General features: G+C 66.4%; 23 protein-coding genes. 10 read left to right on the top strand and 13 right to left on the bottom strand.

Annotation, left to right across the window (positions count from 1 at the left end; genetic code table 11):
- Positions 1-57 precede the first annotated feature (57 nt).
- Positions 58-2,358: an MMPL family transporter gene (locus BN2156_RS10980; RefSeq protein WP_090513395.1), complete on the top strand. Its 2,301-nt coding sequence runs from the start codon at positions 58-60 to the stop codon at positions 2,356-2,358.
- Positions 2,359-2,456: 98 nt separating this feature from the next.
- Here the strand turns inward: BN2156_RS10980 and BN2156_RS10985 are convergent, their stop codons facing one another.
- From BN2156_RS10985 to BN2156_RS11025, 9 genes are all read right to left on the bottom strand, one after another.
- Positions 2,457-3,635, bottom strand: a complete 1,179-nt coding sequence (locus tag BN2156_RS10985; RefSeq protein WP_090513398.1) for an acyl-CoA dehydrogenase family protein — start codon at positions 3,633-3,635, stop codon at positions 2,457-2,459.
- 2 nt (positions 3,636-3,637) lie between these two features.
- The gene (locus tag BN2156_RS10990; protein WP_090513400.1) at positions 3,638-4,681 is read right to left on the bottom strand and encodes an acyl-CoA dehydrogenase family protein; all 1,044 of its coding nucleotides are present in this window, start codon (positions 4,679-4,681) and stop codon (positions 3,638-3,640) included.
- Positions 4,682-4,684: 3 nt separating this feature from the next.
- The gene (locus BN2156_RS10995; RefSeq protein WP_090513402.1) at positions 4,685-5,521 is read right to left on the bottom strand and encodes an amidohydrolase family protein; all 837 of its coding nucleotides are present in this window, start codon (positions 5,519-5,521) and stop codon (positions 4,685-4,687) included.
- On the bottom strand, positions 5,518-7,134 hold the full coding sequence (locus tag BN2156_RS11000) for an acyl-CoA synthetase (protein ID WP_090513404.1): 1,617 nt from the start codon (positions 7,132-7,134) through the stop codon (positions 5,518-5,520). Before BN2156_RS11000 ends, BN2156_RS10995 begins: the two co-directional genes overlap by 4 nt.
- Before the next feature lie 8 nt (positions 7,135-7,142).
- Positions 7,143-8,390 carry an amidohydrolase family protein gene (locus BN2156_RS11005; protein ID WP_090513407.1) on the bottom strand — a complete coding sequence of 416 codons (1,248 nt, stop codon included), beginning with the start codon at positions 8,388-8,390 and terminating at the stop codon, positions 7,143-7,145.
- 4 nt (positions 8,391-8,394) lie between these two features.
- Positions 8,395-9,216, bottom strand: coding sequence for an enoyl-CoA hydratase (locus BN2156_RS11010; RefSeq protein ID WP_090513411.1), 822 nt, complete (start codon positions 9,214-9,216; stop codon positions 8,395-8,397).
- Between the two features lie 112 nt (positions 9,217-9,328).
- Positions 9,329-10,336: a dihydrodipicolinate synthase family protein gene (locus BN2156_RS11015; protein ID WP_090513414.1), complete on the bottom strand. Its 1,008-nt coding sequence runs from the start codon at positions 10,334-10,336 to the stop codon at positions 9,329-9,331.
- Positions 10,337-10,344: 8 nt separating this feature from the next.
- Positions 10,345-11,139, bottom strand: a complete 795-nt coding sequence (locus BN2156_RS11020; protein WP_090513416.1) for an SDR family NAD(P)-dependent oxidoreductase — start codon at positions 11,137-11,139, stop codon at positions 10,345-10,347.
- Between the two features lie 7 nt (positions 11,140-11,146).
- Positions 11,147-11,908 (bottom strand): crotonase/enoyl-CoA hydratase family protein, encoded by a 762-nt coding sequence (locus BN2156_RS11025; RefSeq protein WP_036439630.1) that lies wholly within the window; start codon positions 11,906-11,908, stop codon positions 11,147-11,149.
- A gap of 263 nt (positions 11,909-12,171) precedes the next feature.
- Between BN2156_RS11025 and BN2156_RS11035 the strand changes: the two genes are divergently transcribed.
- The gene (locus tag BN2156_RS11035) at positions 12,172-12,936 is read left to right on the top strand and encodes a TetR/AcrR family transcriptional regulator (protein ID WP_162839216.1); all 765 of its coding nucleotides are present in this window, start codon (positions 12,172-12,174) and stop codon (positions 12,934-12,936) included.
- Positions 12,937-12,999: 63 nt separating this feature from the next.
- On the opposite strand, the gene BN2156_RS11040 is transcribed toward BN2156_RS11035, so the two are convergent.
- Genes BN2156_RS11040 through BN2156_RS11050 form a run of 3 tightly spaced genes read right to left on the bottom strand, consistent with a single transcriptional unit; the run spans position 13,000 to position 15,878 of the window.
- Positions 13,000-14,181, bottom strand: a complete 1,182-nt coding sequence (locus BN2156_RS11040; RefSeq protein ID WP_090513427.1) for a thiolase family protein — start codon at positions 14,179-14,181, stop codon at positions 13,000-13,002.
- 52 nt (positions 14,182-14,233) lie between these two features.
- Positions 14,234-15,115: an enoyl-CoA hydratase/isomerase family protein gene (locus BN2156_RS11045; protein WP_162490773.1), complete on the bottom strand. Its 882-nt coding sequence runs from the start codon at positions 15,113-15,115 to the stop codon at positions 14,234-14,236.
- On the bottom strand, positions 15,105-15,878 hold the full coding sequence (locus BN2156_RS11050) for a FadR/GntR family transcriptional regulator (RefSeq protein WP_090513429.1): 774 nt from the start codon (positions 15,876-15,878) through the stop codon (positions 15,105-15,107). Before BN2156_RS11050 ends, BN2156_RS11045 begins: the two co-directional genes overlap by 11 nt.
- 90 nt (positions 15,879-15,968) lie before the next feature.
- On the opposite strand from BN2156_RS11050, the gene BN2156_RS11055 reads away from it, so the two are divergent.
- The 8 genes from BN2156_RS11055 to BN2156_RS11090 are packed head-to-tail and all read left to right on the top strand — an operon-like array spanning position 15,969 to position 23,947.
- Positions 15,969-16,763: an enoyl-CoA hydratase/isomerase family protein gene (locus BN2156_RS11055; RefSeq protein WP_162490774.1), complete on the top strand. Its 795-nt coding sequence runs from the start codon at positions 15,969-15,971 to the stop codon at positions 16,761-16,763.
- A 13-nt stretch (positions 16,764-16,776) separates the two neighbouring features.
- Positions 16,777-17,592, top strand: coding sequence for an enoyl-CoA hydratase/isomerase family protein (locus BN2156_RS11060; protein WP_162490775.1), 816 nt, complete (start codon positions 16,777-16,779; stop codon positions 17,590-17,592).
- Positions 17,593-17,594: 2 nt separating this feature from the next.
- A complete protein-coding gene (locus BN2156_RS11065; RefSeq protein ID WP_210436600.1) occupies positions 17,595-18,368 on the top strand; it encodes an enoyl-CoA hydratase/isomerase family protein in 774 nt (257 codons plus the stop codon).
- Entirely contained in the window at positions 18,368-19,816 is a 1,449-nt protein-coding gene (locus tag BN2156_RS11070; protein WP_090513434.1) for a class I adenylate-forming enzyme family protein, read from the top strand. The genes BN2156_RS11065 and BN2156_RS11070 overlap by 1 nt, the downstream gene beginning before the upstream one ends.
- Positions 19,809-21,245, top strand: a complete 1,437-nt coding sequence (locus tag BN2156_RS11075) for a class I adenylate-forming enzyme family protein (protein WP_090513437.1) — start codon at positions 19,809-19,811, stop codon at positions 21,243-21,245. The genes BN2156_RS11070 and BN2156_RS11075 overlap by 8 nt, the downstream gene beginning before the upstream one ends.
- Positions 21,238-22,728 (top strand): class I adenylate-forming enzyme family protein, encoded by a 1,491-nt coding sequence (locus tag BN2156_RS11080; protein ID WP_090513438.1) that lies wholly within the window; start codon positions 21,238-21,240, stop codon positions 22,726-22,728. Before BN2156_RS11075 ends, BN2156_RS11080 begins: the two co-directional genes overlap by 8 nt.
- On the top strand, positions 22,725-23,123 hold the full coding sequence (locus BN2156_RS11085) for a PaaI family thioesterase (protein WP_235625273.1): 399 nt from the start codon (positions 22,725-22,727) through the stop codon (positions 23,121-23,123). Before BN2156_RS11080 ends, BN2156_RS11085 begins: the two co-directional genes overlap by 4 nt.
- Positions 23,120-23,947 (top strand): TIGR03619 family F420-dependent LLM class oxidoreductase, encoded by an 828-nt coding sequence (locus BN2156_RS11090; RefSeq protein WP_090513444.1) that lies wholly within the window; start codon positions 23,120-23,122, stop codon positions 23,945-23,947. Before BN2156_RS11085 ends, BN2156_RS11090 begins: the two co-directional genes overlap by 4 nt.
- A gap of 18 nt (positions 23,948-23,965) precedes the next feature.
- Here the strand turns inward: BN2156_RS11090 and BN2156_RS11095 are convergent, their stop codons facing one another.
- Positions 23,966-25,153: a CaiB/BaiF CoA transferase family protein gene (locus BN2156_RS11095; RefSeq protein WP_090515782.1), complete on the bottom strand. Its 1,188-nt coding sequence runs from the start codon at positions 25,151-25,153 to the stop codon at positions 23,966-23,968.
- Positions 25,154-25,169: the final 16 nt, after the last annotated feature.

Consider the following 25,169-nt stretch of genomic DNA (forward strand, 5'->3'; position numbering starts at 1 on the left):
ATGGGCTTGGCAACAAACGATAGCTTACTCCCATATTGAGAGCCTACTCTCACTTATATGTCCACCTATCTGTACCGACTGGGGCGCTTTGCGTTCAGTCGCCCATGGCTGGTGATCAGCGGCTGGCTCGCGCTGATCGCAGTTGTGGCTGGGCTGCTCGTGGCAAACCCACCCAAGATCTCCAACGAGATGCGCATCGACGGCACGCCGGCACAAGAGGTCATCGATGACCTCGCGCAGCGCATGCCGGAGTCGTCGGGCGGGCAAGGGATGATCGCCTTTGCCGCCCCCGACGGCCGGCGCATCGATGACGCCGACAACCGCGCGGCACTGCTACGTGCCGTCGATTCGGTCTCGCATTCCGAGCACGTACTGGACCCGGGTGCCCTCGCCCAGGCCGAGATGGCCAAGGGACCGGCCAGCCCGACGCTGACCGTGTCGGCTGCCATCGCCCGGGCCCAGGTGCCCGCGCCGGCTACCCCGGATGCGCCGCAGCCGTTGACGGTCAACGGCCAGCCCGTGCCCGGTGTGCTGATCTCCGGCGACGGCGCGGCTGCGCTGTACCAGTTCCAGTTCGACAAGCAGACCGCCGAACTGCCCTCGGGCACCGTCGAAGCCGCGGTGAAGGCCGCCCGCGACGCGGTCGCCGCCACCGGGATCGACGTTCTGCCGTCGGCGAGCATGGTCGAGATGCCCGAGATCGTCGGCGTCGGTGAGGTCGTCGGCCTCGCCGTTGCCGCCCTGGTTCTGGTCGTCACACTCGGATCACTGGTGGCCGCCGGCCTGCCGTTGGCCACCGCACTGAGCTCCGTCGCGGTGGGTGTCGGCGGAACCTTCCTGTTCTCCCACCTGGTGAACATGCAGTCGATGACCGCCGTGCTGGCGTTGATGCTGGGCCTTGCGGTCGGAATCGACTACGCGATGTTCATCGTCAACCGTCAACGCCGGCTGATCATCGATCAGGGCCTCAGTGCCGCCGAGGCTGCCGGCCGGGCACTCGGAACAGCCGGTAGCGCAGTGATTTTCGCCGGGACTACCGTGGTGATCGCGCTCGTCGCGCTGACCGTGGTCGGCATCTCGCTGCTGACGCCGATGGCACTGGCTGCCGCCGCCACAGTCGTCGTTGCGGTGATCGCCGCTCTCACCCTGCTGCCGGCGCTGCTGGGGTTGGTCGGCGAGCGCATCTGCTCCGAGAAGACCCGGCGCACGCAATCCGCCGACAACGGGACGAATCACCGGTTCGCCACGGCGTGGGTCGGTGCGGTGTTGCGCCACCGCGTCCCGGTGGCCATCGGCGGCGTGGTGATCGCCGCACTGTTGGCGCTGCCGGCACTGAACATGTCGATGGGTCTGCCCGCGGGCGCCAGCTACAACCAGGGCACCCCGCAGCGCGAAAGCTACGACCTGGTGGCCACCCATTACGGCGAGGGCTACAACGGACCGCTCGTCGTGGTCGCGGAACCGGCGGCGGGCAACGGCAAGCTCACCACGGCCGATCTGGTCGACACCAACAACGATCTGCGCCGCATGGCCGGCGTCGAATCGGTGAACCTGCAAAAGGTCAGTGACGACGAGGAATTCGCGCTGTTCTCGGTCGTTCCCGGCACCGGGCCCACCGATGACGCGACCGCACAGCTGGTTCGCGGCATCCGGGCACATGCCGGACCGCTCGCCGAGCTGCACCACGTCGACCTCGGAGTCACCGGTATCACCGCGATGGGCGTCGACACCACCGATCGCCTTGCCGAGGCGGTGCCCCTCTACATCGGGGTTGTCGTGGGCCTGTCACTGCTGGTGCTTCTCGTCGTGTTCCGGTCGATCGCGGTGCCGATCAAGGCCACGGCCGGATTCCTGCTCAGCGTGCTGGCCACCTTCGGTGCCACCACGGCGCTGTTCCAATGGGGTTGGTTCCAGCAGTTGTTCGGCTTGACCGCGACCGGCCCGATCCTGAGCCTGCTGCCGATCATCGTGATCGGCGTGCTGTACGGGCTTGCCATGGATTACCAGGTGTTCCTGGTGTCGTCGATGAAGGAGGCCCACGTGCACGGGCACCGTGGCGACGATGCGGTCAAGCACGGCTTCACCCAGGCCAGCCGAGTCGTGGTGGCCGCCGCGGTGATCATGATGTCGGTGTTCGCCGGGTTCGTCTTCAACGGCGATCCGATGATCAAACAGATCGGTTTCGCCCTGGCGTTCGGTGTGCTGATCGACGCCTTCGTGGTGCGGATGGCGATCGTGCCGGCCGTGATGTCGATGCTCGGCGAGAAGGCCTGGTGGCTGCCCAAGCGGCTGGAACGTGTCCTGCCCAACCTCGACATCGAGGGCGACCAGCTCAACAAGCAGCTGGCCGAGGTCTGAGCACCCATTTCGCCGAAACGGCATTCCAGCAGGGAAACCTCGAGTGAGGTCCTGCTGGAATGCCGTTTCGGCGGTGGGTAACGGGAGGTCTGCTCGCGCTAGGAAGCCTTACGGGGCGCGGAGTAGTTCGGCTTGCCCAGGCCCAGCACGTGCTGGGCGATCATGTTGCGGAACACCTCGAGCGTCCCGCCGTAGATGCCGACCAGCGGCGCGAACCGGTAGACGTACTCACTGCGGTCATCGGCTCCCCCGTCGGCCCCGATCGGCAGTGCCGCAACTGATCCGGCGATATCCATCAGATCCGGCGCGATGTCGCGCATGGTCTGCGCCAGCGCGACCCGGCCGAAGATGCTCGGTGAGGACAGCGAGGCCTCCAGTCGAGCCACACTGCGCCCCAAGCGATATGCAACCGATCCATCCTCGACGGCGCCGGACCGGCCCACCAACGCGGCGACGTTGTCGGCCGCCTCGGCCATGAATCCGGCCTGGTGCATCATGATCGCGACATCGGCCAGGCCGTCGTCGGCGGCCGCGACCGCCCCGTGCTCGGCGTCGAGCGGCTCACGGACCACGGTCCAGCCGCCGTTGACGTCACCGAGCCGGTACTTGTCGTCGACCCGCACGTCGGAGTAGTACACGATGTTGGTGCGGTCCCCGTCGACGGTGCGGATGCCCTGGATCTCGATGCCTTCGGAATCCAGAGGCACCAGAAACATGGTGAGGCTCTTGTGTTTCGGCGCGTCCGGATCCGTATTGGTGATCAGGAAGACGTACTGGCAGTTGTGCGCGCCGGTGGTGAACATCTTCGACCCATTGATGATCCAGCTCGCCCCATCCGCCTCCCGCACGGCGCGCGTCTTGCACGTCGCGACATCGGACCCACCTTCGGGTTCGGTGTAGCCCAGGCACAACCGCACGGTGCCGTCGAACACTCCCCGCAGCACATCATCGCGGATCTCCGGTGCGGCGAACTTCGCCACCGAGCGGGCCACCATCGCGGTGGTCCCCCACGTCACCCACGGCACTTCGGCCCGGCGCTTCTCCAGCTCCCAGATTCGCCGGCGCACCCGGGAGAAACCGCCGTCGGCCTCGGTCTTCCATTCCTTCTCCAGGTAACCGGCCGCCCCCAGGGCCAGGTGCACACCCTCGTCGAAGTTGTCGCCGGTCTCACGATCGCGCCGGATGACCTCCTCGGTCACGACGCTCGACAGGAACTCGCGTACTTCGGCGCGGAACGCCTCGTCCTCGGCGGACAGTTCAACTGTTGAGAAATCCATATCTAAACCTTGCTTTCGCGAGCCGCGACGATCTGAGCAATGTGAACGGCGGTGGCGCCCGGGTCACCACCGGCGAGCGCCCACCCGCGCGCCCGCACCAGATATGCGGTGGCCGCGGCCTCCGCGGATACCCCGAGCCCGCCCTGGACGTGTACCGCCATGGTCGCGGCCTTGGCGGCTTCCTCCGCCATGAAGACGAACGCAGACGGCGCGAGTTCCGGTCGCTCGTCGGGCTCGTTGTCGAGGAACCAAGCCGCCCGACGGACCAGGCCGCGCCCGCTCTGCACGGTGATCGCGATATTGGCCAGCGGATGCGAGATGCCCTGCAGCGTTCCGATCGGTACACCGAGCGTGTACCGGGACTTGGCGAACTCGGCGGCAATCGTCATGGTCTCCTCGACCAGACCGACCAGCGCCGCGGCGGTCAGCACCCGCCATTCATCCAGCGCCCGTTGATATTCCGCCAACGCCCCGGCACCGCTGGCCAGCACCACGCGGGTATCGGCGGCGGCCGGATCCACCCAGGCCATCGGCAGTTTGCCGATGTTGTCGACCCGGGCCGGGCGCGTGGAGAACTCCAGCTTCACCACATCCTGTCCGTCGCGGACCACGAGATGATCAGCGATCGACCCGATCGGGATCAGCCGGGTGCCGGTCGGTGCCACCTGCTGCGGATCGAGTCCGACGATCTGGGTGCCGTTGACAATGTCCTCCGGCTCCAGCGCACCGAGACGTGCGAGCAGCCGCGCCGCCACCACGTGGTCGATCCACGGCACCGGCGCCAGGGAGCGCCCCAGTTCCTCGGCCACCAGCGTCAGGTCGACCAGTGTCGCCCCGTCACCGCCGACGTCTTCGGGCAGGGCCATGGTGGTGGCGCCCATGGCACACAGCCGTTCCCACAGGCTCTTGTCGAAACCTGAGGGTTCGGCCGCACGCACGGTCTCGATGTCCGAATGCGTCTTGAAGAACTGCCGGTACGCGGTCTGCAGGTCGATGTGGTCCTCGGTGAGGCTGTAGTCCAGCCTGCGCAGTTCGTAGCGGTCCATCCCTCAGTTCTCCTTCTCTTCGCCGAAGAAGAACTCCGCGGCATTGTTGTAGAGGTAGTTGTCGAGCACGTCTGCCGGCAGATCCAATGCCAGCGCCTCGGGCACGACGCGCTGCATGCGCAGCACCGGGAAATCCGAGGCGAAGATGACCTTGTTCTTGCCGCGGGTGCGTATGAAGTGCAGCAGCGAATCGGGTAACCGCTTCGGCGACCAGGCCGAGGTCATCAACCGCAGGTTCTGGTATTTGATCAGCATCCGGATCGCGATGTCCCACCACGGATCCGCGCCGTGGATCATGCACAGCTTCAGCTCCGGGAACCGCACGCACACGCGGTCGAGGTGTATGGGGTTCTGCACCTCACCCGGAATCGGCGGACCCGGGATGCCGGTGTTCACACACAGCGGCAGTTCCATCTCGGCGCACTTGGTGTAGAGCGGGTAGTAGACCGCGTCGCTCGGCGGGTACTGCCCGTCTCCCCAGAAGCTGGGTCCGACAACGGTATAGGCGACCGGCAGGTCCGCCACGACGGCCGCGAGTTCACGCAACGACGGCATGGGCCGCAACAGGTTGACCCCGCCCATCGCCAGTGCGAAGCGATCGGGATGCGCCTCGACGAACTTCCGGGCGGTCACCGACGGCTTGGCCAGCGAATCCATCAGGATGGCCTTCTGCACGCCGTGGGTGTCCATCTCGTCGAGCATCTCGGCCAGATCGATGGGGTCATACATCGACGTCGGGCCCTTGAAGTAGTCGTCGCGCACCTTCTTCATGAAGGTGGGCTGGTTCTCGGTCTCGCCGAAGTGCACGTTGGCCAGACAGTCAATCACCTTCTGCGTCATGCCCTCGCCTCTGCTTGCTCCGAAGCCAGACCCTTGGCCCAGCGGTAGTCGGCCTTGCCGTTGCCGAGTCTGCGGATCTCCTCGACGAACAGCACGTCCTTGGGAAGTTTGAAGCGGGCCAACCGGGTCGCGCAGTGCTCCCGGAGCGCGGCCGCGTCGACCGCGTCGCGCACGGCCACCAGCGCCACCAGCTCCTCACCCCACCGCTCGCTGGGCCGCCCGACTGCCAGCGCATCCACGACTTGCGGATGTGCTCGCAGGGCTTCCTCGATCTCCTCGACGAACACCTTCTCGCCACCGGTGTTGACCACCAACGAGTCCCGCCCGAACAGGCGCAGGGTGCCGTCGGCATCGAGCGAGGCACGGTCACCCGAGACCACCACGCGTTGACCGGCCACCTCGGGGAAGGTCCTCGCCGTCGCCGCCTCGTCGTTGAAGTAGCCGAGCGGGATGCGACCGTTGCGCGCCACCCAGCCCACCTCGGTGTCGCCGGGATCCAGGAAACGGGAGTAGTCGTCGGCGAGTACCAGCCCGCCGGCCCGCAACTGGAAGGTTTCGGCGGTCGGGGTCTCGCGCTGGGTGTGGCCGAATCCCATGTTGCCGGTCTCCGAGGAGCCGAACCCGTTGATGATGGTGATCTGCGGAATGTGTTCCAGCAGTGCGCGTTGATGTTTCGGATTGGTGGCGGCCCCGCCGGTACCGATGGCGAACATCGACGAGAGGTCATAACTCCGCCGGCCGAGCTCCTCGACGATCGGTGCGGCGTATGCGTCGCCGACCATCGTCATCAGCCCGATCTTCTCCCGCTGCGCGGTTTCGAGCACCGAACGCGGGTCGAAGCGTGGCTTGGTGTCGTGCAGCACGACGGTCTGGCCGGACAGCAGGCCGGAGAACGCTGTCCACATCCCGGCGGCGTGCATCAGCGGCGACACCGCGAACCAGGGCGGCCCGGCATGGGCCACCTTGTGGTGGATCTCGCTGACCTGCTCGTGATCGGCGCCGTTCATCGACGACACGTAGATGTCGCCTTGACGCCACATCACGCCCTTGGGACGGCCGGTCGTGCCGCCGGTGCAGACCATCAGCAGGTCATCAGGCGACGGGGTGATGTCCCGATCGGTATCCCCTTGTGCCATAGCGTCTTCCAGAGTCACCGAACCCGGCAGCTCGTCACCGTCCCCGTCATCGACGGAGATCAACAGCTCGGCAACACCGTCACCGAGCACGTCGGCGAACTTTGCCCCCAACGAACGGTGGTAGATCACCGCCCGCGGATTGAGGTACGCCAGCAGGTCAGCCACCTCGCCCGGCGAGTAGTAATAGTTGACGTTGACCGGGACCGTGCGCGCCTTGAGGCAGCCGATCACCATCTCGGGGTACAGGTCGTTGTGCATGACGAGCGCGACGACGTCCTGACCGCACTCCCAACGGTTCAGGTCCGGGCGCTCCCGGTACGCCCCCAAGCCGTATGAGGCCAGGAAGTTCGCGAGCCGCCGGGTCAGCTCAGCGCCCTGCGCGAAAGTGGTGCGACGGGTGCCGCACACCGTCATCTCCCGGTCGGGTACCGCCTCGGCGATCGCATCGACGACGGCGCCGATCGTCCATTCAGCCATCGCGGTGGCTACGCCGGCACCAGATGCGATACACCGGGCGCGGTCCGAGTGACGTCGCCGAGCAGTTCGAGCGCGTTGTCGCGCATGACCTTTCGGGTGTCCTCCAGGCTGAACTCGGGGAACTGCGGGATGTCCGCGGTGAAGGTGGTCGGATCGGCCAGTCCCTCACCGTGCGGCCAGTCGGAGCCGAACAGGATCTTGTCGACGCCGATGGTGTCGGCGAGCAGCTTGACATCGTCCTCGTAGTAGGGCGCGATCCATACGTTGTTGCGCAGCTGCTCGACCGGATCCTCCTTGAAGTGATACGGCGCATTGTTGGCCGCCTTCTTCAGCCGTTTGATCAGCCGGTAGACGAAGTAGGAGCCGTTCTCGATGCTGCACACCTTGAGCTTGGGATGCCGGGTGAACACCTGGTGCACGATCATCGAGGCCATGGTGTCGTGGATCGCACGGTCGTCCATGATCACCATGTCGAGCGGATCACGCTTGCCGAACCCTTTGAACACCCCGCTGCCGCCCCACAGGGCCGGCACGGCCATGTACCCGGAGTCCGACAGATGGAAGACCACGGCCACGCCGGCCTCGGCCAGCCGGGCCCACACCGGATCATGGAGCGGGTCGCCGAGGGACCGCGGCCTGACCGCGCCGGGTACCGGGGCCGGGCGCACACACACCAGCTTGGCGCCGCGGCCGATCACGAAATCGACTTCCTCGACCGCCTTCTCGGGATCGGCGAGCGAGATGATCGGTGCCGACACGAAGCGGCCGTCAGGTCGGTCGAATCCCCAGTCCTCGTCCAGCCACAGGTTGAAGGCGTGCACCGAGGCCATGGTGGCCTCGATGTCGTGCTTGAGTCCCTCCTCCACGCCGCAGGCGAACGTCGGCAACATGAACACGGTTTCGAGGCGCTGGCGGTCGAGCACCTCCAGTCGGGCATCGCGATTCTGATACTCGGGGTGGTCTGAGAGCCGGTCCACCTTCATCAGGGAGGCGGGATCGACGCCCTCGGGGATCTCGCCACGGAACAGCAGATCCAGGCAGCCCGGTTCGATGATCGGGTCGAAGGTCGGGTTGGGGATGAAGTGGTTGACCGTTCCGCCCATCACGGCCAGGGTTCGTTTGCCGTCCTGCACCATCTGCACGCCGCGGCTGCGGAACTCCTTGGGCAGGTGCCGGGTGAACGCATCGATCGGCTCGTAGTAGTGGTTGTCGACGTCGACGGCCAGGTACGGAAGCCGTTCGGGAGCTTCGGTCATGTCATCAACCTTCTTTCAGGGGCGGGAAATTCGGGGGCCGTTTCTCGAAGAACGCGGTGATGCCCTCGAGCAGGTCGGGGCGCACCATGGATTCGTGCATCAGCGTTTCGGCGCGCGCACTGACCTGCCGCACGTCATCGTGGGCATTGCCGTACAGCTGGCGCTTGATCACGGCCATCGAGGCGGGCGAGCAGTTGCGGGCCAGATCCTCGGCATACGCCAGGGCTCGGGGCAGCAGATCTTCAGGCGCCACAACCTCTTTCACCAAGCCGAGCTGCAACGCCTCCTCCGCGAAGAAGGTCCGCCCGCTCAGCAGCAGATCCGCCGAGGCGCCCCAGCCGGCCAGCCTCGGCAGGATCCAGGTGATACCGTACTCGCCGATCAGTCCCCGGCGCGGGAACGCGGTGGCGAATTTCGCTCCGGCAGCGGCGAACCGGACGTCGCACATCAATGCGTGGGTGAGACCGATGCCGACACATGCGCCGTTGATGGCCGCGATGACGGGCTTGCGCAGTTCGGTGAGGAAATACGGGTGGCGCTCGCCGACGATCTTGCTGACATCGGTGTCTTCATTGATGCTGGCGCCGAGGTCCTGCATCGCGCCCATGTACGCACCGGCGCAGAAGCCCCGGCCGGTACCGGTCAGCACCACGGCACGGACCGCCGGATCCGCCTCGGCACGGTCGAATGCGGCGTACACGCCGGCCGAGATGTCCGCACCCCAGGAGTTCAGCCTGTCGGGGCGGTTCAACGTGATGACCGTGACGCCGGCGTCGGTTGTTTCGTAGAGCACCGCCTCGGTTCCCACCTCGTCGGCGAGCGTCATGCGCCGACCACCTCCCGCTGCCGCACCAGCCGTTCAGACATACATACTGTATACCTATCGGTAGTGCATTCCGCAAGCCCCGCATCGAAGCCGCGACCTGCGCAAAGACGGCTCAATCGTCGATCAAACCGAGCTTCCGATAAGCGGTTTCGATCTGAGTCTTCGCGACCTCGGGAAGCACGACCTGGGGCGGACGGGAATGCGGATAGGCCCCGACCGGCATTCCCAGCACCGAGGCCGCGTATTTGAAGGCGCCGGCCCAGTGGGTGAAATAGTCGGCGCGGCCCGGATAACACGTGAACCAGGACCCCAGGTCCAGGCTGAACTGGTCCAGACCGGAGTCCCGGGCGAAGTCCATCGCCTCGATGAGCCGGTCGGCGTACACCAGGTCCCAGTATTCGGTGAAGATGCGGCGTTGTGGAGTTTCGTACAGGTACCCGGCGGTGCCCAACTGGGCGGGACAGACGATGCCGTCGCGTAGCCAACCGGCCCGGTACACCATCGTGTCGCACTCCCAAACCGCGAGATACGGCGCCAGTTCGTGCAGCCGTCGGCTCGCCGCGGGCCGGAACGCGCCCTCCTTGGTGGCACACACCGCAGGGATCGCCTCGGCAATCCGCGCGCTTTCGTCGGGCGTCAGCACATAGCCCGAGGATGGTGAGTTGAACATCCCCAGCGCGATGTCGGTGCGCTCGGCGATGTAGGAGAAGAAGCGCAGGACGCCTTCTCCTCCGTGCGTTTCCATCATCGGGGTTTGGATGTAGACGATGTCGGCGCCCGCGTGCTGGGCGTGCAAGGTGAGCTCCAGACAGTCCTTGGCCGATGTCGTCGCGGTGCAGGCCTGGATCACGACATCCGGGTTGGCCCGGCGCCCCTCCTCGATCGCCACCTCGAGCAGTCGCTTGCGCTCAGCGAGGGTCAGCGCCCAGAATTCGGCCAAACCGCTGGTACACCAAAGCATCTGGTGACCGAGGTCGCCGACGCAGTAGCGCACCAGGTACCGGTAGGCGTCCCAGTCGATGTCGTCACCGTCGGTGCCGCAGAACGGGGTATAGAGCGAATCACCGATTCCGCGTAGCGCACCGCGGGCCCAGTCCCTCGCCTCGGCTGCTGTTGCCATGCGACCCCCTAGATGAAGTCCGATCCACCATCCACGTTGACGTTCGCACCCGTCATGTACGAATTGCGCTTGGAGGCGAGAAATGCTGCGACGGGACCGATTTCGCTGGGAAGTCCGGCGCGGGGCAGGTGGGCAGGATGCCCGAAATGCTCGTCGATGGCCGCCATCAACGCATACGGATCGTTGCCGTCGACACCCACCGTGGCGGCCCAGCCCCGCAGCGCCTCCGACGAGATGCTGCCCGGTGAGACCACATTGACCATGATCTCGTCCTTGGCCAACAACAGCGAAAGGTTCTTGGACACACTGTTGAGGGCTGCTTTGGCCGCTGTGTAGGCCGGTAGCCGCGTGCTCTGCCGCTGGGTGGAGTGGGCCGAGAAGTTGACGACGCGTGCCCACTCGGCCTTGCGTAGCAACGGCAATGCCGCGCGCACGCAGCGCACCATGCCCATCAGACCGGCGTCGAACGCCTCTTGCCACTGGTCGTCGGTCAACTCCTCGAAGTTGCCCGCGGCGCCGGGGCCGACCGTGTTGATCAAGGCATTGATCACACCCCACCGCTGACCCAACTGGGCGAAGGCCTGGTCGACCTGGCCGCCGTCGGAGGTGTCCGCGACGATCGGCACCGCCTCGGGCGATCCGAGGCGGGTCAGCTCCGTCGCGGCGGCGTCGAGTACGTCACGGGACCGCCCGACGATCGCGATCCGAGCTCCGTCCTCGGCCAGGCACTGCGCGGTCGCGAAACCCATCCCACGGCCACCGCCCACGACGACGGTGGCCGCACCGGCGAATCCGAGATCCATGGAATCGTCAGGAACCGGTCCAATTGGGGGCGCGCTTCTCGGCGAAGGCGATCGCCCCCTCCTTGGCGTCGTTGGAGGAGAACACCGGTGCGAGCAGTTCGCCCTGCTTCTTCCACATCTCGTCGGCCGACCACTCCGAGGACGAGGCGATGATCTCCTTGGTCACGGCCACGGCCAGCGGGCCGTTGGCGGTGATCCGATCGGCGAGTTCGAGCGCACCGTCGAGCGCTTCTCCGGGCTCGGTGAGCTTGTTGACGAAACCCCACGCGGCGGCTTCCTCGGCGGTGAAGCTGTCGCCGGTGAGCGCGAGTTCCATCGCCTTCTGGTACGGGATGCGCTGGTGCAGTCGCAGCAGGCCGCCACCGCCGGCCACCAGACCGCGCTTGACCTCGGGGATACCGAACTTCGCGACCTTGGAGGCCACAACCAGGTCAGTGGCCAGCACCAACTCGGTACCACCGGCGAGCGCGAACCCTTCGACCGCGGCGATCAACGGCTTGCGCGGCGGGCGCTCGGTGAAACCCGCACCGCGACCGGGAACGTAGGGCAGCTCCCCCGAAGCGAACGCCTTCAGGTCCATGCCGGCGCAGAAGTTTCCGCCCGCACCGGTGAGGACCGCCACCGACAGCTCGGGGGTGTCGTCGAGCTCGTCCATCGCATCGGCGAGCCCCTGAACCACCGCAAGGTTGAACGCGTTGCGCGCTTCCGGACGATTGATCGTGATGACGAGCGTCCGACCACGACGCTCCCGCAGAACTACTTCCGACACCAAATGCCCCTTCGCTCGCGAAGCCCGATAACCCGGAAAAGCCTACTATAGGGATTACAGTACAAACGCGGCACCCCGCCCGCAGCGGCCGAGCGACGTCCCGATGCGAACGGTGGAAGGTATCCACGGAAGGGCTACCGGTAAGGTTGACAGCGACAAGACCCCGCGACACGCGCGCATAGGCGCAGTTCAGGTGGCAGCCGGCGGTAAATTCACTGCGATTGAGCCGCGGCACAGGGACGACTTGAGCAGATTCGATTTCGATGGAGGTGCCCGCAGTGGCAAAGCAACCGACCGCTGAGAAGCGTCAACGGCGCGAACGTGGATCCATCAATCCCGACGACATCATCAACGGCGCATTCGAACTCGCCGAGCAGGTGTCGATCGACAACCTCAGCATGCCGCTGCTGGGCAAACATCTCGGCGTCGGTGTCACGAGCATCTACTGGTACTTCCGCAAGAAGGACGATCTGCTCAACGCGATGACCGACCGCGCCCTGCGCGAGTTCGTCGTCGCCACCCCGTACGTGGAGGCCAAGGACTGGCGCGAGTCACTGGCCAATCACGCCCGCACCATGCGAAAAGCCTTCATGGCCAATCCGATCCTGTGTGATCTCATTCTCATTCGGTCCGCACTGAGCCCGCGCGCCGCACGCCTCGGCGTGCAGGAGATGGAGACCGCCATCTCCGGTCTGGTCGAAGCCGGGCTGTCGGTCGAGGACGCCTTCGACACCTATTCCGCCGTGTCCGTCCACGTCCGCGGGTCGGTGGTGCTGCATCGCCTCTACGAGAAGAACCGGGCCAACGACAACGCGCCCGGCGATTACGAAGAGACCATGGTCATCGATCCCGAGACCACCCCGCTGCTGGCACAGGTCACCAGCGAGGGGCACCGCATCGGCGCGGCCGACGAGAAGAACTTCGAGTACGGCCTGGAGTGCATCCTCGACCATGCCGCGCAGCGGATCGAGGCGAATGCCGGCAAGGCCAAGAAGGCGCCCGCCCGCCGGAAGGCCGCGGCCAGCTGACTCTGCGCCCGCGGCGCGTCCTGCTCGGACTTTCGCGCCGGGGACGCAGAGTCAAACCACGTTCTAGACCTCGATGACCAGCCCGCCGCCCTGGCCGCCGCCGGCGCACATCGCTGCCACACCGATACCGCCACCCTGACGCTGCAGTTCGTAGATCAGCGTGGTGACCATGCGGGCACCCGAGGCCGAGATCGGATGGCCCAGGCTGCAGCCGCTGCCGGAGAAGTTCACCAGCTCCTCGTCGATGCCGTACTTGCGGACCGCGGCGATCGGTACCGAGGCGAAGGCCTCGTTGATCTCCCACAGCGCCACATCCGAGGGCTTGAGCCCGGCCCGGTCGAGCACCTTGCCGATCACCTCGACGCCACCGAGGCCGGTGTCGCGAGCGGCAACGCCGACCGCGCCCCAGGCCCTGACCTTGGCCATCACGTTGAGGTTCTCCGCGGCCGCATAGTCGTCGCCGACCAGCGCGACAGCAGCGGCAGCGTCGTTGGTGCCGCTGCTGTTGCCCGCAGTGATGGAGAATCCTTCGATCTCCGGGTGCAGGACCTTGAGCTCGGCGAGCTTCTCGGCGGTGGTGCCACGGCGCGGGTGCTCGTCGACGCTGAACTCGATGACCGAGCCGTCGGGCTGGTTCACCTTGAGCGGCACGATCTCGTCGAGGAACTTGCCCGCGTCAATGGCGGCGATCGCCCGCTGATGCGAGCGCGCGGCCCAGGCGTCCATGTCCTCACGGGTGATCCCGGCGGCCTGCGCGGTGTTCCAGCCGACCGTGATCGACATGTCGCGCATCGGCGCATCGGGCGTCTCGACGTGCGTCGGGGTCATCCACGGCTCGATGAACTCGATCTCGGGACCGAATCCCGGAACGCGCCATTTCATCAGCGGCGACGAGGACAGCGACTGCACGCCGCCGGCGACCAGGACCCGCTCCATGCCGGAGCCGATCTGGGCAGCCGCATTGCCGATCGCGGTGAGCGATCCGGCGCAGTGCCGGTTGACGGCCTGGCCGGGCACCGACTGCCAGCCCAGCGCGTCGGCCGCGTAGCGGGCGATATCGCCGCCGCCATAGTTGGATTCGGCGAAGATCAGGTCGTCGATGGCTTCCGGGTTGATACCGGCGCGACGCACGACCTCGGGCAGGACCGTGGTGATCAAGGTTTCCGGCGGGGTGTTGACCAGCGTTCCCTTGAAGGAGCGGCCGATCGCTGTGCGGGCAGCGCCCACGATGACGGGTGTTGGCATGGTTTCACCTTTACGCTATATCGTGTTTCTGTAACGGTATCAGGACGGGATGCTACTGCGGTTCCGGGACGTGAAAATGTTCGTCACGCAGTCGGAACGCTTCCTTCGTGCCGTGCTGCGCGCGGGTCTTGACGAAGTTGAACTCGCCTGGCGCGAACTGCAAGTTGGTGCCGTAGGCATGGAAGATGTAGCTGGCCACCTCCTCGCCCTGGTAGGCCTGACTCTGTTCGACGAGCCGGAACGCCTCCTTGGCGATCACCACCCCGTCGGCCGGCATCTTGGCCGCCTTCGCCGCCCAGTACTGCGCCCGGGCGGTCACCTGGTCGGCATCACAGGTGTCGGTGAAGACGCCGAGGTGCTCGACGGAACCGGCCTCGACGATGTCGCCGGTGAGCAGCATCCGTCGGGCCAGCACCGGGCCGAGCCGGTGGAAGAACATGTGCAGGCTGCCCAGCGCCGGGCCGAGGAACCGGGTGGCCGGCATCCCGATCTTGGTGTCGCGTGCGATCACCGAGATGTCGGTCATCAACGCCATCTCGAACCCGCCGCCCAGCGCGTAGCCGCTGATCTCGCCCACGGTGACCTTCGGGAAGCCCATGAAATTGTGATAGAAGCCAAAGGACTTGCGGTCCACCGTGAGTCGGCGCCGCTGGCTGGGGCGTGACTTCTTCGGCGCCTCAGCAGGGGCGTCCGTCCGCTCGCCGCCATACCAGCCGTAGGCGTTGTTCATGTCGGCGCCGGTGCTGAACACCCCCTCGGCACCACGCAGCAGCACGACGGTCAGATCGTCGTCGTCGGCCACGATGTCGAGACAGCGGGCGATCTCGTCGCGCATCGCCGCATCGTAGGAGTTGCGCTGCTTGGGATTGTTCAGCGTGATGGTGGCGATGCGGTGATCCGCATCGACCTCGAACAGCACCCGGTCATCTGTCATGCGAAATCAACCTCGCTTCAATGGTTTTGTCGTTACCGGCGGCCAGTGTCGTGCGCCGCGCGGCGGTGAGATGGTCGGCGGCGAGCTTGGTAGCGCGGGCCGAGTTGCCCTCGGCAATCGCGTCCAGTAGCCGCTGATGATCGCGCAGTGCCGCCCGCATGGTCGGAGCCGACATGCCCGCCTCCCCCTCCCCGGTCCACACCCCTGACTCGTGGGTGGACCAGATCAATTCCAGGGAACCGATCAGCAGGATCATCGGCTCGTTGCCACATCGGGATACCAAGGCCTCGTGGAATCTCCGGGCGTTCGGCACGTACTGCGAGAGGTCGTCGAACTGCGCTGCCTGAAGGTCGATCTCGGCCTGCAGATATGGCACCACCTCGGTCGCGCGATCTTCCCGGGCGGCGCACATTCCCGCGCAGATCGGTTCCAGGCGTAACAGCGCCTCGCTCACGTCGGCCGGCGTGGCGGCCCGCGTCTGCAGCACCATGCCGATCATGTGGGCGGTGCGCTCAGCCGAGGGCATCTGCACCACCGCACCGCCGACATTGCCGCGGCGCACCGAGATCAACCCGTCGGTCTCCAGCAGGTGAATGGCCTCGCGCAGCGCGGGCGGACTGACGCCGAACTCCTGGAACAGGCTTTCCTGGGTGGGTAACACGTCGCCCTCGCGCAGGCGGCCGGACAGGATGTCGTCGCGCAGTTTGGACGCGACGATCTCGGCAACCCGGGGCTGCCGGATGCGCCGCACGCGTCCTTCCATCGACGCCCTTTCCTTGCTAACTTGTACAGAATAGTAACCGCATCGCCTACTGTATGGGCAACTGTATGGATTGGAAAGGCTGGTCTCCAGGTGAGTGACGGTTCGGTGACCACGTCCCGCGCGGACTCCACCCTGCGCATCACCCTGCACCGCCCGGCGCGGCGAAATTCGTTGAGCCATCAGATGATCGACGATCTGGTGAACATCCTGACCGCGGCCGCCTACGACGATTCCCTGCGCGCCGTCGCCATCACCGGGGCCGGTGACGACTTCTGCACCGGAGCCGACTGGGTGGCCACCAACGAAGCTGGCCGGCGACCCCGTACCGGCGACCTGGTCCGGCGGATCCCACACACCGCCCACCGCGCCATCGAACTCGTCGCCACGATCCAACTGCCGGTGGTGTGTGCGATCCGGGGCTGGGCTGTCGGTCTGGGCTGCAACCTGGCGCTGGCCGCCGATTTCACGATCGCCGACAGCGGGGCGACGTTCTGGGAGCCGTTCATCGACCGGGGGTTCACCCCCGACTCCGGCGCGACCTGGCTGTTGCCCCGACTGGCCGGGGTGGCGCGGGCCAAGCGCATGCTGCTGCTCGGCGAGAAGGTCAGCGGGTCCCAGGCCGCCGACTGGGGGTTGATCCACAGCGCGGTTCCCGCCGACGAGCTGGACACCGCAGTCGACTCATTGCTCGCACGTCTGGCAGCCGGACCGACCGTCGCGATCGGGCTGGCCAAGCAGGCAATCGCCTACGGCCAGCACGCAACCCTGTCGCAAGCACTCAATCAGGAGCTGTCCAACCTGGAACTCTCCTGCCGCACCACCGATTTCAAAGAAGGGCTGGCCGCGTTCCGGGAACGGCGCGACCCGGACTTCCAGGGCCGTTGAACTAAGGAAACCGATGACTGCAATCGCCACGTACGACACCATCAAATACGAGGTGGACGGGCACAAAGCCACCATCACCTTGAATCGGCCCGACGCGCTCAATGCACTGTCGCCCCACATGATCACCGAGTTGCGGGCTGCCTACGCCGAAGCCGAGAACGACGACAACGTCTGGCTCATGATTGTCACCGCCACCGGCCGCGCGTTCTGCACGGGTGCCGATGTCAAGGAGATCCCCGGCGACGGAAAGGTCCTCAACGAGCGGCCGTATCTGTCCACCTACGAACAGTGGGAAGCACCGCAGGAGGGCACGCCGCCCTTTCGGAGCATGGCCAAGCCCGTCGTGGTGGCGATCAACGGGATCTGCTGCGGTGCCGGCCTGGACTGGGTGACCACCGGTGACATCGTCATCGCCTCGGACCAGGCGACATTCTTCGACCCTCATGTGAGTATCGGCCTGGTGGCCGCGCGCGAGATGGTGCGCCTGGCCAAGGCTCTGCCGCGTTCGGTGGCGCTGCGAATGGCGTTGATGGGTAAGCACGAACGGATGACCGTCGAGCGCGCCTACGAGCTCGGGCTGATCACCGAGATCGTCGAACACTCTCGGCTGTTGGAACGTGCGCATGAGATCGCCGACACGGTGTGCCTCAATGCCCCGCTGGCGGTCCGCGGGACCCGGCTGGCCATTCACAAGACGCTGGATCTGCCGTTGCACGAGGGTGAGATCCTGGCCGAGACGTTCCGTGAGCGCGTGGTGCGCACCGAGGATGCGCTCGAAGGACCGCGGGCGTTCGTGGAGAAGCGCAAGCCCAACTGGCAGGCGCGGTAGTCGTGGAAACGATCCTCCTCGAGTTCGACCATGAATCACGGGTCGCCACCGTCACGCTCAACCGGCCCGAAGCGTTGAACTCGTTCAACCGCGCCATGTGCAACGAGATGCGCGACGCCTGGCACGCCATCAAAGACGACGAAGGCATCAACGCCGTGGTGTTGCGGGCGGCGGGCGACCGGGCGTTCAGTGCCGGGCTGGATGTGAAGTCCAGCTATGGTCAGCCCGAGATCGTCTGGAACCACGAGGATCCCGGCGAACTGCTGAGCCCGAAGTGGCAGAAGATGTGGAAGCCGGTGGTGTGCGCGGTACAGGGTATGTGCACGGCCGGTGCGCTGTACTTCGTCAACGAAGCCGATGTGGTGATCTGTTCGCAGGAAGCCACATTCTTCGATTCCCACGTCAGCGCCGGTCTGGTGTCGGCGCTGGAGCCCATCGGACTGATGCGCCGGGTCGGACTCGGTGACACCTTGCGGATGGCGTTGATGGGCAACGACGAACGCGTCAGCGCCGACACTGCCCTGCGCATCGGACTCGTGACCGAAGTGGTGGCCAGGGACCAATTGTGGGACCGCGCAAACGAGATCGCCACCACCATTGCGGCGAAACCGCCGACCGCCACGCAAGGCACCGTGAAAGCCATCTGGGAGTCCCTCGACAAGCCCTACCGTGCCGCCATGGATCAGGGCCTCATCTACACCCGGCTGGGCAACCCGATCGCCAAAGCCGAGCTGGCTGACCGTCCTCTTCCCAAGACCGCGCCCAGGATCCGCTGATGACCCACCCTCTTTCGCGGCGCATCGACGACATCTTCGATCTGGACCCGGCGGCCAACGCCATCCAGTACGACGGCCAGTGGCACACCTGGGGACAGGTCGCGACGGTGGCACGGCACGTCGGCGCGGTGTCCGGCGGCACCCGGGTCGGCATCATGCTGCGCAATCAGCCCGCCCACGTCGCGGCGCTGCTCGGAGTGCTGGCCGCCGGGGGCACCGTCGTGGTGATCAATCCGTCCCGCGGTGACGACCGCACGCGCGCCGACATAGAAGCTCTCGGGCTGCCGGTACTCGTCGGCACGGCCGAGGACATCAGCGCCCTCGCCGCGCCCTCCCCCGCCACGATGACCGTGACGATCCGCGACCTCGACACCCCGCCCGAGATCCGTCGCGCCCAGAGCCCGACGCAGGATGCCGGACGGCCGGGTGTGGCGGTGTGGATGCTCACCAGCGGCACCACCGGGCCACCCAAGCGCGTGGACCTGACCTACGACATGCTGGCCCGCAGCGTGATCGGCGGCGATCCCGAAAACGCACCGGCACCAACCGAACTGCGCCGAGGCGTAGCGATCGTCAACTCCCCGTTGGTGCACGTCGGCGGGGTGTTCCGGGTCCTGCTGTGCATCGCCGAGGCACGGCCTTTCGTACTGCTGCCCAAGTTCGACCTGACGCGCTGGGCCGACGCCGTCCGGGAACACCAACCACGGGCGGTATCACTGGTGCCGGCCGCCCTGCGCATGGTGCTGCACTCCGATCTCACCCGTGACGACCTGGCCGGTATCCGCGCCGTCACCTCCGGCACGGCGCCGCTTTCGGCCGACGATGCCGACGCGTTCACCGAGAAGTTCGGCATCCCGGTGTTGACCTCGTACGCCGCCACCGAGTTCGGCGGCGGGGTGGCGAGCTGGACACTGGCCGACCACCAGAAGTACTGGAAAGCCAAGCGGGGCAGCGTCGGCAGGGCCAACCCTGGAGCCCAGCTGAGGGTGGTCGACGAGAACGGCAATCCGCTGCAGCCCGACGAGCAGGGCTTGCTGGAGGTCAAGCCGGCACAGTTCGACAACGACGCCGACTGGCTGCGCACCACCGACCTCGCCCGGATCGACGCAGACGGATTCGTCTGGATCCTCGGCCGCGCCGACCAGGCCATCATCCGCGGCGGATTCAAGGTGATGCCCGACGATGTCCGCACCGCCCTGGAAAGCCACCCGGCGGTGCGCGGGGCGGCCGTGATCGGCATACCCGACGACCGTCTGGGTGAGACACCCGCGGCGATGGTGGAGCTTCACGGCACCACCACCGTCGACGCACTGCTGGACTACCTGAGTGGCCGCCTGGCCCGCTACGAGATCCCGACCGAGATCGCCATAGTCGAGACGATTCCCCGAACACCCTCGGGGAAAGCCGATCTCGGTGCCGTACGGGACCATTTCTCTTCGCGTGTCTGACACCGTCGCGGGGCTGCTGCGCGGGTGCGCCGATCGCCCGCTGCTGATCTGCGACGACGAGCGGATCACCTACGTCGAGGCGCAACGCCGCTCCTCCGAGGTGGCCGGCGGTCTGATCACGCTCGGCGCCGGCAAGGGCACGCATGTCGGGCTGCTCTATCCGAACGGAGTGGACTTCGTGGTCGGGATGCTCGCTGCGGCCCGGATCGGTGCGGTGGTGGTGCCGCATTCCACCTTCCTCACCGGGACTGAACTGGCTACCCAGCTTCGCGACAGCGATACCGCCATCTTGCTGTCGTCACGCAGCTTTCGCAATCACGACTACGTGCAACGCCTCTCGGGCATCGACGCACCGTGTCTGCGGCACGTGTTGTTCGAGATGCCACGCTCCCAGGCGCCTACGCTGCGCGGTTTCGAAGACGATGTCGACGGCTGCGATCCACTGGCGATCATCTACACCTCAGGATCCACCGGCTCACCCAAAGGTGTGGTGCACACCCACTCCTCGCTGATCGGACATCAACGCAATCTCAACGAGATTCGCGGGCTCACCGCGACCGACCGGCTGTTCTGCAACTCACCGTTCTTCTGGATCGGCGGGTTCGCGTTCGGGCTACTGGCCACGATGACCGCCGGGGCGACCCTGATCTGTTCGAACTCGACCGACGCCGGCGTCACGCTCGACCTGCTCGAAGCCGAGAAACCCACCGTCACGAACGGTTTCGTTGCCGGTATCGCCCACCTGACCCGGCATCCCAGCTATCCGTCCCGCCGCTTCTGGGCGACGAGAGGCAATCTGTATCCGGTCATGGCTCCCGAGGCCCGCCCGGCCGACCCGGAACTGCGGCACAACATGCTCGGGATGACCGAGACCGGCAGCGTGGTGTTGCTCGACAGGCACGAGGATGAGCAACCCGAGCACCGCCGTGGCAGCTATGGCCGGCCCGCACCGGGTTTCGAGGCCAAGGTGCTGCCCTCGGGCGAATTATGCGTGCGCGGACCGTACCTCATGCAGGGTTATTACGGCCGCAACCGCGAGGACTGCTTCGACGCCGACGGCTGGTTTCACACCGGTGACCTGGTACGCACCGATGAGGACGGATACTTCTACTTTCTGGGCCGGGCCGGCGCGATGATCAAGACCGCCGGCGCCAACGTCACTCCGGGCGAGGTAGAGACTGCGCTGTCAGAACTGGGTTTCACCGCGCATGTCCTGGGACTGCCCGACGACGAGCGCGGACAGATCGTCGCGGCCGTCGTCGTCACCGACGGTCCCGTCGACGTCGAGGCGGTTCGGACCGAACTGCGCGGCACACTCTCGGCGTACAAGGTCCCTCGGGTGTTCGCGGTATGCCGCCCCGCCGATGTGCCGACACTGTCCAGTGGCAAGCTCGATATCGCCGGTCTACGTGGGCTGTTCGATGCCTGACACCATCGACGCACTGGTGCGCGCTCGTTCATCGTCCGCGAAGCCCGCCGTGGTCGATCCGATGTCGCGGCTTTCCTATACCGAACTGGACACCGGCACTGCAGAATTGGCTGCTGGGCTCATCGCCGCGGGCGTCGCCAAAGGATCCCGCGTCGGCCTCGTCATGCCCAACGGCGTCGACTGGGTGCGGATCGCCGTCGCGTTGATGCGCATCGGCGCCGTCCTGGTACCGATGAGCACCCTGCTGCGGCCGGAAGAACTGACGGTCCAATTGCGGATGGCCTCGGTGCAGTTCCTCATTGCCGTCGAGGAGTTCCGGGGCCATCGGTACCCGGTGGACCGGAGCCGGCTGCCCGCGCTGCGCGCCGTGTGGAGCAGTGCGGAGACGCTCGCGTTCACCGGGTCCCGCGGTGAGGCCGACGCCCTGGCGGCCCGGGTACGCGAGAGCGACCCGATGGTGATCATGTTCACCTCGGGCAGCAGCGGGCCGCCGAAGGGAACCATCCATTCTCACCGAAATGCCCTGGGCGCCGTACGGTCGGGGCTCCACGCGCGATGTATCACCGCAGATACCCGGCTGTACCTGCCCATGCCGTTCTTCTGGGTGGGTGGATTCGGTGCAGGCATCCTCTCGGCTCTGCTGTCGGGGGCCACGCTGGTGACCGAGCCGATACCCGGCACCGAGTCCACCCTCCAACTGCTGCAGCGGGAACGGGTCACGCTGTTCCGCGGCTGGCCCGAGCAGGCCGAGGTCCTGGCCCGCCACACCGGCAATGCCGACTTGAGCTCACTGCAGCCCGGAAGCCTGGAAGCGCTGTTGCCGGACAGCATGCGGTCACGGCCCGGGGCACGGGCGTCGTTGTTCGGGATGACCGAATCGTTCGGCCCGTACTGCGGATTCCGCGCCGACACCGACATGCCCGAATCGGCATGGGGCAGCTGTGGCCGGCCGTTCGACGGAATGGACGTGCGCATCGTCGACACAGACACCGGGGTACCACTGCCTGACGGCGACACCGGGGAGATCCAGATCCGCGGCCCGCATGTGATGCGGGGCATCTGCCGGCGCAGCCGCGAGCAGGTGTTCACCGCCGACGGCTACTACCCGACCGGGGATCTCGGCTACCTCGATGACGACGGATTCCTGTTCTACCGAGGCAGATCCGACGACATGTTCAAGGTCCGGGGTGCCACGGTGTATCCGAGTGAAGTACAGCGGGCGCTGCGGTCCATCCCCGGCGTACGCGCCGCACACGTGGTGAACGTGCCTGACGGACAGGCCAATCGGGTCGGCGCGGTCGTAGTCGGTGACGCGCTCTCGTTGGAGTCGGTGCACACGGCCACCCGGGCCGCCATCAGCTCGTTCAAAGTGCCCACGCTGTGGCTGATCCTCGACGACGAGGACACCGTCCCGCGCGGCGCTACCGGAAAAATCGACAACGCCGCGCTACGGGCCATGTTGAGGGAAGGTGAATCCCAGTGACGACCAGCATCTTCGAGCTGTTCGAGCTCATCGGCTATCGGGACGCCCCGGGAGCTGATGATGAAGCCGTCGTCGAACTTCCCGTCGCCCCGCATGTGGTCAACACCAACGGCGGGCTGCAAGGCGGGCTGCTGGCCACCCTGGTCGACACGGCGGCAGGCAAGCTCGCCATGCGCCAGTTGCCGCCCGGGCGCAGCGTGGTGACCTCTGATCTCAACCTGCGCTACCTGCGGCCGGTGACCGAGGGCGCTGCCCGGGCCGTGGCCCGCGTCGTGCATGCCGGCAAGCGATCCATGGTGATCCAGGTCGACATCTTCACGGTCCCCGACAATGACCTGGCCGTCGTCGCCACCGTCAGCTTTGCGAAGATCCACGCCAAGGAGGCAACGACGTGAAGCTCGGACTATCCACACCCATCGTCATGCAACACCCCGGTGAGTTCTCGCCGTGGGAGGCCGACGCCGGTCCCGACGAGCTGGCCCTGATCGCCGAGGCCGCAGACAGATTGGGGTTTCACCACCTCACCTGTGCCGAGCACACCGGGATACCCGCCTCGGCCGCCACGGTGCGAGGGACGGTGTATTGGGATCCGCTGGCCACCCTGTCGTTCCTGGCGGCGCGGACCAGGCGCATCCGGCTGACCACGGCCGTGGTGGTCCTGCCTTACCACCATCCGGTGGCGCTGGCCAAGAGCTACGGGACCCTCGACCGGCTCAGCGATGGCCGGGTGATCCTCGGCGTCGGCGTCGGATCGCTGACCGAGGAATTCGAACTGCTCGGCGCCCAGTTCCAGGGCCGCGGCGCCGCGGCCGACCACGACATCGCCAGGCTTCGGGCCGCGTGGGGACAGCCCGTGGTCGATGGCTTCGCCATCGAACCGCACGCCACCAGTACCGATATCCCGATCTGGGTCGGTGGGCGCACCAGGCGCTCGTTACGTCGCGCCGTCGAATTGGGCAATGGCTGGATGCCTTTCGGTCTGTCAGCTGACACGATCGCTGAGTTTCTCGCGCCGTATCAACTGCCCGCGGGTTTCGAGGTCATCCTGTCCCCTGGTGTGGCGCTGGACCCGTTGGGCGATCCGGACGTCGCACGCGGGCGCCTGAATCGGCTACGCGACGTCGGTGCCACCATCGCCAACTGCACGGTGCAGGCGCGCAGTGCCGAACACTTCTGCGAGCAGCTCGCCCAGCTTCACGCGATCGGCGACTCGTTATAGGTCGGGCGACACTGTGATTCACACGATGGCGTTCGTCCGCAGTTCGGCGATCTGCGTCGCGTCGTAACCGAGCTCGGCCAGCACCTCGTCGGTGTGCTCGCCCAGCAGCGGCGCCCGGTGCCGGATGGTGCCCGGCGTCGCCGACATCCGAAACGGGGTTTCGATGATCGGCACGTCGCGTGAGGCTCCGGGGAACGGAACCCGCTGCAGGTAGCCCATGGCCTGCACATGCGGGTCGTCGAGGACGTCCTGCGTGGAATTCAGCGGGGCCGCAGGCATTTTCGCCTTCTCCAAGAGCTCCATCACCTCGGCCTTGGACTTGTCGGCACACCAGCGGGCCATGATGTCATTGAGGATGTCACCGTTGGCCCAACGGATGTCGTCGTTGGCGAAACGCGGATCGTCGAACAGCTCTTCGCGCCCCACCAGCCGGCACCAGCGCTTGAACATCGGCTGCCCGGCGACCTGCAGCAAGACCCACTGGTCGTCGGCGGTGCGATAGAGATCGCACGGCGCGACCGACGCGCCTTTGTTGCCCATCCGGGGCTTGTCGACCTGCAGCAGTTCACGCTCGATGAGGAAGGCGTTCGACAGCATCAGCGCGGTGGGCAGCAGCGCGCCCTCGACATGCTGGCCCTGCCCGGTCTTGTCGCGGTGATACAAGGCCATCATGACGCCGATCGCCAAGGTGAGCGCGGTGCCGAAATCCGCGTAGGGCACCACTGTTCGGATCGGTTGATCCGGCAAGCCCTGCCGGTAGACCGCCCCGGACATCACCTGCCCGGCGCCGTCGAAACCGATCTTGTCGCTGTACGGTCCGCCCTCGCCGTAGGCGGTGGCGCTGGCCAGGATGATGTCGGGCTTGACCGCCTTGAGTGTCTCGTAATCCAGTCCGCTGGCCCGCATTCCGGCCGCGGGCATGTTGGCGATCACGATATCGGCCTGCGCCACCAGGCGGCGGGTGATCTCCGCGCCCTCAGTGGTGGTGGAGTCCAGCGTCAGCGAGCGCTTGTTGCGGTTGCACTGCAGGAAGGTGCCGCCCTCACCGCCCTCGGTGACGGCCTGCACCCAACGGTCCTCGCCGCCTTCGCGTTTCTCCACGCGCAGCACGTCGGCACCCATGTCGGCCAGGATCGCGCTGCACCAGGGTGCTGCGATGAACCGGCCATAGTCGAGCACCCGAATCCCGTCGAGAACACCTACCATGCCTGCCACCTTCATT

This window comes from Mycolicibacterium neworleansense, assembly GCF_001245615.1.
GTDB lineage: Bacteria > Actinomycetota > Actinomycetes > Mycobacteriales > Mycobacteriaceae > Mycobacterium > Mycobacterium neworleansense.

Excerpts from the sequence above, each read along its gene's own strand:
- BN2156_RS11045 (WP_162490773.1), bottom strand. The coding sequence starts at position 15,115 with ATGACAGATGACCGGGTGCTGTTCGAGGTCGATGCGGATCACCGCATC.
- BN2156_RS11070 (WP_090513434.1), top strand. The coding sequence starts at position 18,368 with ATGACCCACCCTCTTTCGCGGCGCATCGACGACATCTTCGATCTGGAC.
- BN2156_RS10995 (WP_090513402.1), bottom strand. The coding sequence starts at position 5,521 with ATGACGCAGAAGGTGATTGACTGTCTGGCCAACGTGCACTTCGGCGAG.
- BN2156_RS11000 (WP_090513404.1), bottom strand. The coding sequence starts at position 7,134 with ATGGCTGAATGGACGATCGGCGCCGTCGTCGATGCGATCGCCGAGGCG.
- BN2156_RS11020 (WP_090513416.1), bottom strand. The coding sequence starts at position 11,139 with ATGGATCTCGGATTCGCCGGTGCGGCCACCGTCGTCGTGGGCGGTGGC.
- BN2156_RS11080 (WP_090513438.1), top strand. The coding sequence starts at position 21,238 with ATGCCTGACACCATCGACGCACTGGTGCGCGCTCGTTCATCGTCCGCG.
- BN2156_RS11040 (WP_090513427.1), bottom strand. The coding sequence starts at position 14,181 with ATGCCAACACCCGTCATCGTGGGCGCTGCCCGCACAGCGATCGGCCGC.
- BN2156_RS11015 (WP_090513414.1), bottom strand. The coding sequence starts at position 10,336 with ATGGCAACAGCAGCCGAGGCGAGGGACTGGGCCCGCGGTGCGCTACGC.
- BN2156_RS11035 (WP_162839216.1), top strand. The coding sequence starts at position 12,172 with ATGGAGGTGCCCGCAGTGGCAAAGCAACCGACCGCTGAGAAGCGTCAA.
- BN2156_RS10990 (WP_090513400.1), bottom strand. The coding sequence starts at position 4,681 with ATGGACCGCTACGAACTGCGCAGGCTGGACTACAGCCTCACCGAGGAC.
- BN2156_RS11095 (WP_090515782.1), bottom strand. The coding sequence starts at position 25,153 with ATGGTAGGTGTTCTCGACGGGATTCGGGTGCTCGACTATGGCCGGTTC.
- BN2156_RS10980 (WP_090513395.1), top strand. The coding sequence starts at position 58 with ATGTCCACCTATCTGTACCGACTGGGGCGCTTTGCGTTCAGTCGCCCA.
- BN2156_RS11050 (WP_090513429.1), bottom strand. The coding sequence starts at position 15,878 with ATGGAAGGACGCGTGCGGCGCATCCGGCAGCCCCGGGTTGCCGAGATC.
- BN2156_RS11005 (WP_090513407.1), bottom strand. The coding sequence starts at position 8,390 with ATGACCGAAGCTCCCGAACGGCTTCCGTACCTGGCCGTCGACGTCGAC.
- BN2156_RS11060 (WP_162490775.1), top strand. The coding sequence starts at position 16,777 with ATGACTGCAATCGCCACGTACGACACCATCAAATACGAGGTGGACGGG.
- BN2156_RS11010 (WP_090513411.1), bottom strand. The coding sequence starts at position 9,216 with ATGACGCTCGCCGACGAGGTGGGAACCGAGGCGGTGCTCTACGAAACA.
- BN2156_RS10985 (WP_090513398.1), bottom strand. The coding sequence starts at position 3,635 with ATGGATTTCTCAACAGTTGAACTGTCCGCCGAGGACGAGGCGTTCCGC.